The organism is Paraburkholderia sp. Ac-20347 (assembly GCF_017104805.1).
Taxonomy (GTDB): Bacteria; Pseudomonadota; Gammaproteobacteria; order Burkholderiales; family Burkholderiaceae; genus Paraburkholderia; species Paraburkholderia tropica.
Map to the genome: position 1 here is coordinate 1 of NZ_JAAGPN010000269.1, position 10,798 is coordinate 10,798.

General features: G+C 67.0%; 10 protein-coding genes and 1 pseudogene. 6 read left to right on the forward strand and 5 right to left on the reverse strand.

Going from position 1 to position 10,798, the window contains the following annotated elements; translation table 11 throughout:
• The 4 genes and pseudogenes from G3N97_RS31975 to G3N97_RS31990 all read left to right on the forward strand — a co-directional run.
• A pseudogene (locus G3N97_RS31975) lies at positions 1-389 on the forward strand (DNA-3-methyladenine glycosylase 2 family protein); the annotation flags it as partial.
• Positions 390-703: 314 nt separating this feature from the next.
• Positions 704-2,326 (forward strand): glutamate--cysteine ligase, encoded by a 1,623-nt coding sequence (gshA, locus tag G3N97_RS31980; RefSeq protein ID WP_205996937.1) that lies wholly within the window; start codon positions 704-706, stop codon positions 2,324-2,326.
• Between the two features lie 241 nt (positions 2,327-2,567).
• Entirely contained in the window at positions 2,568-3,053 is a 486-nt protein-coding gene (locus tag G3N97_RS31985; RefSeq protein WP_205996938.1) for a hypothetical protein, read from the forward strand.
• Positions 3,054-3,262: 209 nt separating this feature from the next.
• Entirely contained in the window at positions 3,263-3,988 is a 726-nt protein-coding gene (locus G3N97_RS31990; RefSeq protein ID WP_205996939.1) for an OmpA family protein, read from the forward strand.
• 33 nt (positions 3,989-4,021) lie between these two features.
• Here the strand turns inward: G3N97_RS31990 and G3N97_RS31995 are convergent, their stop codons facing one another.
• Both G3N97_RS31995 and G3N97_RS32000 read right to left on the reverse strand, forming a co-directional pair.
• Positions 4,022-5,587, reverse strand: coding sequence for a DHA2 family efflux MFS transporter permease subunit (locus tag G3N97_RS31995; protein ID WP_205996940.1), 1,566 nt, complete (start codon positions 5,585-5,587; stop codon positions 4,022-4,024).
• 196 nt (positions 5,588-5,783) lie between these two features.
• Positions 5,784-6,323, reverse strand: a complete 540-nt coding sequence (locus G3N97_RS32000; protein ID WP_205996941.1) for a MarR family transcriptional regulator — start codon at positions 6,321-6,323, stop codon at positions 5,784-5,786.
• Between the two features lie 277 nt (positions 6,324-6,600).
• Between G3N97_RS32000 and G3N97_RS32005 the strand changes: the two genes are divergently transcribed.
• Complete coding sequence (locus G3N97_RS32005; RefSeq protein ID WP_205996942.1) at positions 6,601-6,921, forward strand: hypothetical protein; 321 nt, start codon at positions 6,601-6,603, stop codon at positions 6,919-6,921.
• A gap of 232 nt (positions 6,922-7,153) precedes the next feature.
• On the forward strand, positions 7,154-8,809 hold the full coding sequence (locus G3N97_RS32010; protein WP_205996943.1) for an efflux transporter outer membrane subunit: 1,656 nt from the start codon (positions 7,154-7,156) through the stop codon (positions 8,807-8,809).
• A gap of 64 nt (positions 8,810-8,873) precedes the next feature.
• Here the strand turns inward: G3N97_RS32010 and G3N97_RS32015 are convergent, their stop codons facing one another.
• The 3 genes from G3N97_RS32015 to gspL form a co-directional block, all read right to left on the reverse strand.
• On the reverse strand, positions 8,874-9,653 hold the full coding sequence (locus tag G3N97_RS32015) for a type II secretion system protein N (protein WP_205996944.1): 780 nt from the start codon (positions 9,651-9,653) through the stop codon (positions 8,874-8,876).
• 22 nt (positions 9,654-9,675) lie between these two features.
• Positions 9,676-10,170 (reverse strand): type II secretion system protein M, encoded by a 495-nt coding sequence (locus tag G3N97_RS32020; RefSeq protein WP_205996945.1) that lies wholly within the window; start codon positions 10,168-10,170, stop codon positions 9,676-9,678.
• Between the two features lie 32 nt (positions 10,171-10,202).
• Positions 10,203-10,798 (reverse strand): type II secretion system protein GspL (gene gspL, locus G3N97_RS32025; RefSeq protein WP_241030958.1); only part of this gene is annotated, 596 nt, incomplete at its 5' end.

The window sequence follows — 10,798 nt, forward strand, 5'->3', positions numbered from 1 at the left end:
GCATGCCGGGCAAGCGCGTCGCGGCGCTGCAAGGCTTCGCGCGCGCCGTGGCGAGCGGCGAAGTCGCGATCGAGCGCAGCGATCTGCCGGGCGCGGCCCAGGCGGGCGATGTCGCCGAACTCGACGCCATGCGCGCCGCGCTGCTCGCACTGCCTGGCATCGGCCCGTGGACGGTCGAATACGTAGCGATGCGCGCCTGGCGCGATCCGAACGCCTGGCCCGCGACCGATCTCGTGCTGATGCAGGCGATCGCCGCACGCGATCCGTCGCTCGAACGTGCGACGCAACAGCGCGCGCGCACCGACACCTGGCGCCCGTGGCGCGCATATGCGGCGATGCATCTGTGGAACGAAATCGCCGATCGGGCGGGTGGGGCGCGCGGTGGTTGAAGCGTCGTTCAACGCCTGATCGAACGCGCGGCGAAACGTCTCGCAAACGCCTCGCAAACGCATCTCTGCAACCGCATAAAAACCGACGCAATCACGTCAACGCAGCAGCAATACGGCATCGAAACCGCGCTACGTCAGTGCCTGAGCGCACACTACGGCGCAGCCGCCGAACCGGCCTCACAAGCCGCAAAACCCCGCCCGAAGCGGCCTCAAGCAGGTCTTCCGGCGAGATGTTAAAGTGCCCGCTACCGAAAATATCCCTGTCGGCGGCGCGCGCAGCACCGTCTCGCCGGCCAGAGCCCGACCTGCCTTCAATGCCAGACACGACCTCCACACGCACGAACGACGTTCTCGCACAGCGCCTTTCCGTGCTGAGCGCCGGACCGCAACGCGACGCGCTCACGCGCGGTCTGCGCGGCATCGAAAAGGAAAGCCTGCGGGTCACGCGCAACGGCCATCTGGCCACGACACCGCATGCCGCGGCGCTCGGTTCTGCGCTCACGCATCCGTCGCTCACGACCGATTATTCGGAAGCGTTGATCGAGATCATCACGCCCGCCGAGCACGACGCCTCCATCACGCTCGACAAGCTCGACGAACTGCATCGCTTCGTCTACGCCGTGCTCGCGCGCGACGGCGAAATGCTGTGGAACGAATCGATGCCGGGTCTGCTGCCCGCGAGCGACGAAGGCATTCCCATCGCGCGTTACGGCAACTCGAATATCGGCCGTCTGAAATACGTCTACCGGATGGGTCTCGCGCTGCGTTACGGGCGCACGATGCAGTGCATCGCGGGGATCCACTACAACTATTCGCTGAACGAAGATGTGTGGCGCGCACTGCATACGCACGATCAGTCGACGGCCTCGCAGACCGACTATCAGTCGGAGCGTTATCTCGCGCTGATCCGCAACTTCCGCCGCACGAGCTGGCTGCTGATGTACCTGTTCGGCGCGTCGCCCGCGCTCGACGCGCGCTTCCTGCGCGGCCGCGCGCACACGCTCGACAGCTTCGACGCCGACACGCTCTATCTGCCGTACGCGACCAGCCTGCGCATGAGCGATCTCGGCTATTCGAACACCACGGGTCAATCCGCGCTGCACGCCGATTACGACACGCTGCCCGGTTATCTCGAAGCGCTCGCGCAGGCGGTGAGCCAGCCGTATCCGCCCTACGAGGCGATCGGCACGCATCGCGACGGCGAGTGGGTGCAGATCAACACCAACGTGCTGCAGATCGAAAACGAGTTCTACTCGACGATCCGTCCGAAGCGCGTGACGTATCCGGGCGAGCGCCCGCTGCATGCGCTTGCCGCGCGCGGCGTGCAGTACGTCGAGGTGCGCTGCATGGACATCGATCCGTTCGAGCCGACCGGCATCTCGCTCGAAGCGGCGCGTTTTCTCGACGCCTATCTGCTCGCTTGCGCGCTCGACGAAAGCGCACAACTGCCGGAAGCCGATTACGCGGAAGCGAACGAGAACTTCGGCATCGTCACGAAGGAAGGGCGCAAGCCGGGCCTCGAACTCGCGCGCGACGGCCAGCCCGTTGCGATGCAAGACTGGGCCGCCGAACTGTTCGCGAAGATCGAGCAGGCGGCGACGCTGCTCGATGCGGCGAAGGGCGGCGACGAACATGCGCGTTCGCTCGCCGCGCAGCGCGCGAAGTTTGCCGATGCGTCGCTCACGCCGTCCGCGCGCGTGTTGCAGACGATGCGCGAGCAGCAGCAATCCTTCCTGCAATTTTCGCTCACGCAAAGCGAGCGCCACGCGGCGCACTTCCTCTCGCGTCCGCTCGACGCGCAAGCCACGGCGCAATTCGAAGCGCTCGCGCGCGAATCGCTCGACCAGCAGGCGAAGCTCGAACGCGAGGAAATCGGCTCGTTCGACGCCTTCGTCGCCGCTTATCGCGCCTACACGCTCAATCGCTACAGCGTTTGATCGCCCGGATGACGGCGGCGGCCGGTACGCGGACGCGCCGCCGTCCGCGTATCCGCGCCCGAGACGCCGGGTATCACATTTGCTCGAAACACTGGCGCGCGCACGCAGTCCAATGTCATATTGGCGCCGCGCGCGCCTCGTCTCGCATCGACGCGCGCGCGGCCCTGTCACACGAACCCGACACCAACGACAACGACCGGAGCGCGCATGGCGCGCGCCCATTCTGGGAGGAACCCACGCGATGAAACGAATCCTGCCGATCCTGCTCTGCGTGACGGCGGCGGCCTGCGCGCCGCGCGGTCAGGTCAATCCCGACGTGATGCAGATCGCCACCGCGCCGCTCACCTGCGGCGATCAGAGCGAGTGCGACGCATGGTGGCAACGCGCCCAGGACTGGGTGCGCGGCCATTCGAAGTATGAAGTGCAGACGGCGAACGACACGCTGATCCAGACCGCCGGTCCGGGCGGCGGCAAGCGCGCGCTCGCCTACGAGATCACGAAGACGAAGAACGCCGACGGCACGACCACGATCGGTTTCGCGGCGCACTGCGACAGTTCGATCGGCTGCAAGCCCGATCCGTGGGCCGCGGGCGCGGCCTTCAAGCAGTACGTGCGCACCGGCGTCGATCAGCCGGTCCGCGACCCGGCCGGCGACTCCGCCGGCACGGACGACTCCGGCAAGACCACCGCGACTTCGCCAGCTTCTGCGCCCGCAGCCGCGCAATAAGGTCGCCCGCGACGTCTCACACCGCTGCGTTCGATCTCGCCGTCAGGCCCCGAGATCGAACGCAGTCCGAATCGATTGTCGCGATTCTCGTCATTTCGAGTACGCATTTCAGCACTTTCTGATGGAGCAACGGCGCCAAGGACTCGTATCTTGGCGCTGCTTCGGCACGCGCCGGGCAGTTCACTCCTCTTCCATCACTCGAATCGACAATGAAAATGCGACTTCTGCCTGCAAGTGCGCTGGCCGTCCCGCTGGCCGCTCTCTTCGTCGCGGCCGCCGGCTGCACCACGGCATCGGGGCCCCTGCACAATCTCGACATCGTCACGCTCGCCAACGGCACGCAAGCCTATCGCGTCCAATGTCTGGGCCTGCTCGAAAGCTCGAAGGTCTGTATGAAGAAGGTCAACGAGATCTGCGGCGACAAGCAGCCGCTGCGCGTCTCGTCGGTGGACCGTGCAGCCTCGGGTTTCCTGCCCGAAAACGACCCGCGCGAAATCCTGTTCATCTGCCAGACGCCGCAACCGGCGGCGCAGCCCGCTCCGCCGCCGCCTGCGCCGCCCCCGGTCGTCAACACGCAGCCGCAAACCATCACGCTGAACGCCGACGCCAACTTCGCGTTCGACAAGTCCGATCTGCTGCCCGCCGGCAAACAGGCGCTCGACCAGTTCATCCAGCAAAGCGACGGCGTGAACATCGGCACCGTCGTGATCAGCGGCCACACCGACTCGAAGGGTTCGAAAGCGTACAACGACCGCCTCTCGATGCGCCGCGCGCAGTCGGTGCGCAACTATCTGCAATCGCACGGCCTGCACGGCGGCCAGTACGACGTGAAGGGCTATGGCTTTTCGAGGCCGGTCGCTTCGAACGCCACGGCGGAAGGCCGCGCGAAGAACCGCCGCGTCGAAATCGAAACGAGCGGCATTACGGCGCGCTGATCGTTCATCGTGCGCGAGGCGCGCTAACGGGCCTCAATGGCCCATCGACGCGCCCGCGCCTTTTCTCGGCTTCGTCGCCCACACCAGCAGCGCCAGCACCACGAACACCGCGCACGAAATGCGGAAGAAGTCGTTGGTCGCCATCATGTAGCCCTGCGACGTCACCACGTCGTTCAGTTTCGCGGTCACGCTCTGGCCTGCGTAGCCCAGCGACTTCAGCGCGTCCTGATACGCAATCGTGTTCGCCGAATACTGACTCACCGACTCTGACAGCACCGAATGGTGATAGATCGCGTCGTCTTCCCAGAACGTCGTGCTCACCGCCGTGCCGATCGCGCCCGAGAGCGTGCGCAGGAAGTTCGAGAGACCGGACGCGCTCGCGAGCCGTTCGTCGGAAACGCTCGATAGCGTGATCGTCGTCATCGGCACGAAGAAACAGGCCACGCCGATACCCTGCACGAGGCGCGGCAGGATCACGTGATTGAAGGGCACGTCGAGCGTGAAAGTCGAATTCCAGATCGACACCAGCGCGAATACGACGAACGCAAAACTCGCGACCATGCGCAGATCGAGCTTGTGCATGTTGCGTCCGATCAGCGGCGACAACACGAGCGCGAGCAGCCCGACAGGCGCCGTCGCCAGCCCCGCAATGCCGGCCGTGTAGCCCATCACCGTCTGCAGCCAGAGCGGGAAGATCACGACCGAGCCGAAAAACGCCATGAAGCCGAACGAGATGATCGTCGCGCCGAGTGCGAAGTTGCGGTCGCGGAACAGCGAGAGATCGACCACCGGGTCTTTTTCCGTGGCCTCCCACACGAGCATGAACGCGATCGACACGACCGCGATGATCGCGAGCGCGACGATGAACTTCGAGTTGAACCAGTCGCGGTCCTTGCCGAGGTCCAGCATCATCTGCAGGCACGACACGCCGATCACCAGCAGCGCGAGACCGACGGCGTCGATACGCTGTTTCGTGGTCTTCGTTTCGCGGCCGCGCAGCAGCAGGAACGCGCACACGCCGGAAAAAATCCCGATCGGTACGTTGATGTAGAAGATCCACGGCCACGTGTAGTTGTCGGTGATATAGCCGCCCATCACCGGGCCGAAGATCGGCGCGACGATCACCGTCATCGCCCAGAGACCGAGCGCGAGTCCGCGTTTCTCGGGCGGATAGGAGCGCATGAGGATGGTCTGCGAGAGCGGCACCATCGGGCCGGAGACGAGCCCCTGCACGAGCCGGAACGCGATCAGCGTCTCGAAGTTCGAGGCGAAGCCGCAGGCCGCCGATGCGATCGTGAACAGCAGCACCGAGAGCGTGAAGAGGCGCACTTCGCCGACGCGGCGCGCGAGCCAGCCCGTGAGCGGCACGGCGATGGCCGAGGCCACCGAGTACGACGAGATCACCCAGGTGCCTTCGCTGTTGGCGACGCCGAGGTTGCCCGAGATGGTCGGCACGGCGACGTTGGCGATCGAGGTGTCCAGCACCTCCATGAACGTGCCGAGGGCGAGGCCCACGGTGAGCAGCGCAAGCGTGCCGCCCGAGAGCGGTTTGGGCGGCGCGTCGGCGGGTGCTGCGGGCGCTGCGGTGGAGGCATCCATCTTCAGTGTCCTTGCGGTGCTTTCGGTGCTTTCTCAACTTCGGTTAGGCAGACCGTTGCCGCGTGCAAGCAGCCTGACGGGCCTTGCGGCTTGGAATTTCGTGTCGCGGCATTCTCTGCCCAGACAGGTATTCGTCTGCAATACGGGTCTGACTTTGCCCGGCCGGCCGGAAAGCGGCTGCCGGGTCGCTTCGCTCTTAGTCGTTGCTGCTGTTATTGCTGTCCTTGCCCGACGAGCCGTCCGCCGCGCCGCCCGGGCATTCGCCACCGGTGCAAACTGCTCCGGTTTCGGCATCGTTGGCGATAAAGCGCTGCAACAGATGCACGAGCGTCGTCACTTCTTCGGCGCTGAAGCCGCGCAACTGGTCGTCCATCACCGTGGCAATCGCATCGGGCAATTGCTGCGCCGCATCGCGACCCAGCGGCGTGAGCACCAGTTCCACGACGCGGCGATCCGCCTGGCTGCGCTGGCGCAACAGGAAACCCTTGCGTTCGAGGCGATCGAGCATGCGCGTCATCGAGCCGGTGTCGTACGACAGCACGCGGGACATCTCGTTGGGCGTGCGCGCGCGTTCGTACCAGAGCAGCAGAATCACGCCGATCTGCGACGAGGTCAGCCCGAGCGGCGCGACGGCGCGGTCCATGCGCGCGGCCAGCACGTTGCGGGCGGTCGACAGGAAGTAGCCGAGACTCGGCACGACGCCGACCTTGCTGGACACGTTGGAGCCGTCGTTCATGGGAAAAGCACTCTCATCGCTGGCAAATTAGAACAGGCCAAAACACGCGAATTCTAGCCCGAGAATTTTCTGCCTGGGCAGGAAATTAGCAGGAAACCAGCTGGAAATTCGGTCACTGCGTCGCAGCATTCGTCATCGATTCGTCGCTATCGCGGCGTAAAAACAACAACGGGAATGATGCGCCGCAAAGTATGTTGTGATTTGATTGCATAGTCAATATTATTACAGGCAACCACTTACACTCCACGCACTCCATTTTTTCGACGTAGATCGCGCCATGCTGTACCTCAAACACGCGCTCGGCGGCATCGGCCGCTCGGTTAGCAGCACTGCCCGGCTTGCCTTCGCGCACGCCGGCGGGGCGGCGCGCTGGCGCAAGGCGGCGCTCTACGCGGGCATGTTCCTGCTGCCCGGCGGCTCGGTGGCCGTCGTGCTGATGCTGTGGGCCGACCGTCGTCGCGCACGCAGCAACTCCGCTTTGAAGACTACTTCGAAGGCTGCTTCGAAGGCCGCCGCAGCCAGCGCGAAAAGCGAGGCCGCACCGGCTTCGGCGACCGGTCATCTGCTCTGCGCGGCAGGTTGCCGTAACGACGCGTAATCTGCACCTCACACGCCGTAACACATCCGTCCCTGTTCCCGGCTTAACCTTACAGACTGCGCGCGACGCGCGGCCTGTGCGCTACCATGGCCGCACCGCTCGAACGTCGCGCGCGCCGTGTGCCTGCGCCCGTTCCGCCCAACCACCGCGCTGCGGCCACGTCGCCATAACGATTACACCGTTCATCGCCGCGCGCGCCTGCACGCCAGCCGCATCGACAGGAATTCCTTGCATGTCCCGCCGTATCGATCGTCACGTCTCTCATGCCGCCCGCGACGCCACGTTCGCGGCTCATCTGCGCGGTGCGCGCCGCACGCCGAAGCTCGCGCTGCTGGGCGCGGCGGCGGCGCTCGCGTTTGCCCTGAGCGGCTGCGCGGTCGGGCCTGACTATCACCGGCCGGACAGCGCCGTGCCCGCGGCCTACAAGGAAGCGCCGGAAGGCTGGAAGGTCGCGCAACCCGCCGACGCCGCCGATCGCGGCCCGTGGTGGCTGATCTACGACGACGCGCAGCTCAACGGCCTGATGGATCAGCTCAACGCGAACAACCAGACCGTCGCGCAGTACGCCGCCGCTTACCGCCAGGCGCGCGCGCTGGTCGGCGAGGCGCGCGCCGCGTACTTCCCGGTCGTGAGCGCCACCTTCTCGGGCACGCGGTCGCGCACGCCCACGCGCGTCTCGAACGCGAGCGGCAGCTTCCCGAGCGGCACGATCACGAACAACGTCAATCTGGGCCTCGACGCCACCTGGGAGCCCGACCTCTGGGGCAAGGTGAGCCGCACGGTCAGCTCGGAAGAGGCGAGTCAGCAGGGCGCGGCCGCCGACCTCGCGAACGCGCGCCTGTCCGCGCAGGCCACGCTCGCGCAGACGTACTTCACGCTGCGCGCGCTCGACGCCCAGCAAAAGCTGCTCGACGATACCGTCGCGGCCTACGAGAAGTCGCTGAAGCTCACGCAGAACCAGTACGCGCAGGGCGTAGCGGGGCGCGCCGATGTGATCCAGGCGCAGACGCAACTGCAATCCGCGCAGGCGTCGGCCATCGACAACGGCGTGGCGCGCGCGCAGGACGAGCACGCGATCGCCGTGCTGGTCGGGCAGCCGGCTTCGTCGTTCTCGATTCCGGTGTCGCCGCTCACGGCCACGCCGCCGGTCGTGCCGGTCACCATGCCGTCGGCGCTGCTGGAGCGTCGTCCCGACATCGCCTCGGCCGAGCGCAAGGCGGCCTCGGCCAACGAGCAGATCGGCGTGGCGATCGCGGCGTTTTTCCCGACGCTCACGCTTTCGGCGAGCGGCGGCTTCGAAAGCTCGGTGTTCTCGCAACTGCTGCAAATGCCGTCGCGCTTCTGGACGCTCGGACCGTCGCTCGCGGCCACGGTGTTCGACGCGGGCCTGCGCCGCGCGCAGACCGAAGCGGCGCGCGCCGCCTACGACCAGCAGGTCGCCACCTACCGGCAAACCGTGCTGGCCGCGTTCCAGGACGTCGAGGACAACCTCGCTTCGCAGCGCATCCTCGCGCAGGAAATCGTCGTGCAGCAGCAGGCGGTGGATTCGGCGGTGCATGCGCAGGCCATCGTCACGAACGAGTACAAGGCGGGCACGGTCGATTACGTCAACGTGCTGACCGCGCAGACCACGGCGTTCACCGCGCAGCAGAAGCTCGCGAGCCTCGCGGGGCAGCGCATGGTGTCGTCGGTGGGACTGGTGAAGGCGCTCGGCGGCGGCTGGGACGCCACGCAGATGGATCGGGAGACCGGCATCGTCAGTGCGCCCGCAGCGGTGCCGGCGTCGGGCGCGGCGGCGGCTTCTGCCTCAGCGTCCGCCTCCACCTCACCGCAGCAAACCGCCACCGAAGCGGCCGCCCAGGGCGCCGCGAGCACGCGGGCGCAGTAACGCCATCACGCGCGCTACAACGAGAAACGGCGGCCTGAGCCGCCGTTTTTTCTTGTGCGCGCGATCAGCGCATGAAGTTCAGCGCCACCGTGCCGGGCCCGACCGGCCGTCCCAGCAGATTCAGCAGACCGGCGAGATTCTCGCGCTGATCGGGCGTCGCGCTCGCGGTGCCGTTGAACATCGACGCGTTGCGCGAGAAGGTGCCGTGGCCGTCGAGCAGCAGCGGCCCTTTCTGCGTCTTCAGATCGAGCGTCGACGACGCGCCCTGTGCCTGCAACACCGCCTCATACGAGCCCAGCGGCTTGACCAGCGAGACGCGCGAACTCATGTCGCCGAGCGTGACCGTGAGCCGACCGAACGCGTCGGTGCCGAACACGCGCCACGGCGTCCACGCGAGCCGCACGTTGCCGTCCAGATCGAGCGTGTTGAACGGCGCACCGAGACCGGCGAGCAGCGAAGCCGGCACCGCGATCGCGCCCGCGGTGACGTTCGCGCCGCGCAGCGTCGCTTCCACGTCGACGGGATCGGGCATCGCCTCCGTCTGACGCATCTGCAGGCGCACGCGGCCCGTGAGCAGCGCCCAGAACGAGGCCCGCCATTCGATCCGGCCGGGCAGCAGCGTCGCGCCCTGCACGTCGTGGCCGGCCGCGAGCATCAGCGTGGCCGAGCCGTGCCACAGCGAGCCTTGCGGATCGACGAGGTTGACATGGCCCTGAGTCGCGCGCGCGAACTGCGGCGCGATCCACGCCGCGGGCAGGCGCACGAGCAGCACGACGGCCACCGAAACGAGGGCGACGAACAGCCAGGGCAGCGCGGCGCGCGCGCGTCGCATCCAGTAAGACATGAAGCGGTTCTCCCGGCCGTGCTCAGTGTGCGTTCGCGCTTTGCAGCGACGCGGTCAGATCGACCTGGCCGTCGGTCTTGAGCGCCGTGATGTGCGCCTCGACCACCTGCACCTTGAACTGCTTGCGCACGTCGTCGAGCCAGGCCGACCACGCGGGGAACGACGCGTTCTTCAACTGCACCTGCACCGACGAACCGATGATCTGCACCTGCGCGCCCGGCATGCCGTGATCGGACAGCGACGCGGTCAGCGCGTCCTTGAGCGCCTGACCACCCGGCGCGACGCTCGCCGCCGCGCCCGCGAGCGAGCGCGCCTCGTCGGCCTGCGCGGTCATCAGCGCAAGCTGACGCTGCATCGCGGGCAGGTTTTCGCGCAGCTTCGCGCGGCCGTCGGCGGCCGGCGCCCACAGCACCGAATAGCCGATCGCCACGGCCAGCAGCGCGCCGCCCCACGTGAGCATGGTCTTCTCGCGCGCCGTGCGCGCGTCCCAGAAATTGCTCCACTGCTCCTGCAGCATGTCGGCCCAAGCGCCGCCCACAGCCGATGTCTTCACGATGCGCTCCTGATGGTCCACTTGCCGCTGCTGCTGTCCTGCGTGCCCGAGAGACCGTTGCGCGCGAGGCGTTTGTTCAGATCGGCGTCGATGTTCACGCCGGGTTTGAAGGTCACGTCGAGACGACGGTCGTGATAGTCGAGGGCCGCGATGCCGTTGACCGGCACGGGGCCGAGCGAGCGCGCGAGGCCGTCGGCGAGCGCGAGGAAATCGTCGGGCGAGGGTTCACCCGCCGCCACGCGCAGTTGCGAGAGCTGGCGCGCCATCTGCCCCGCCGGGTCGAGCACCACGGTCGTCTTGGGAAACGCGTTGAGCAGCAGCTCGGTCATCTGCGCGCTCATGGCGTCCTGCTGGCGCGAGAGCATCAGCCACTGCACATTCGCACCGACGATCGCCACCACCAGCGCCGCCACCACCAGCGCGATCGGCACGCGCAGACGGCGCAGCGTCGCGCGGTCGAGACGCCACGGCTGCGCGGCGAACTCGAACTGGCACAGGTCGAACTTGCAGGCGAGCGCGCGCTTGGCGAGCGTCTCGAAGGCGAGCGGCTGCGCGCCGGGGAAAACAGCCAGCGCGGCGGCCTTGCTGGCCG

Excerpts from the sequence above, each read along its gene's own strand:
- gshA (WP_205996937.1), top strand. The coding sequence starts at position 704 with ATGCCAGACACGACCTCCACACGCACGAACGACGTTCTCGCACAGCGC.
- G3N97_RS31985 (WP_205996938.1), top strand. The coding sequence starts at position 2,568 with ATGAAACGAATCCTGCCGATCCTGCTCTGCGTGACGGCGGCGGCCTGC.
- G3N97_RS31990 (WP_205996939.1), top strand. The coding sequence starts at position 3,263 with ATGAAAATGCGACTTCTGCCTGCAAGTGCGCTGGCCGTCCCGCTGGCC.
- G3N97_RS31995 (WP_205996940.1), bottom strand. The coding sequence starts at position 5,587 with ATGGATGCCTCCACCGCAGCGCCCGCAGCACCCGCCGACGCGCCGCCC.
- G3N97_RS32000 (WP_205996941.1), bottom strand. The coding sequence starts at position 6,323 with ATGAACGACGGCTCCAACGTGTCCAGCAAGGTCGGCGTCGTGCCGAGT.
- G3N97_RS32005 (WP_205996942.1), top strand. The coding sequence starts at position 6,601 with ATGCTGTACCTCAAACACGCGCTCGGCGGCATCGGCCGCTCGGTTAGC.
- G3N97_RS32010 (WP_205996943.1), top strand. The coding sequence starts at position 7,154 with ATGTCCCGCCGTATCGATCGTCACGTCTCTCATGCCGCCCGCGACGCC.
- G3N97_RS32015 (WP_205996944.1), bottom strand. The coding sequence starts at position 9,653 with ATGTCTTACTGGATGCGACGCGCGCGCGCCGCGCTGCCCTGGCTGTTC.
- G3N97_RS32020 (WP_205996945.1), bottom strand. The coding sequence starts at position 10,170 with ATGCTGCAGGAGCAGTGGAGCAATTTCTGGGACGCGCGCACGGCGCGC.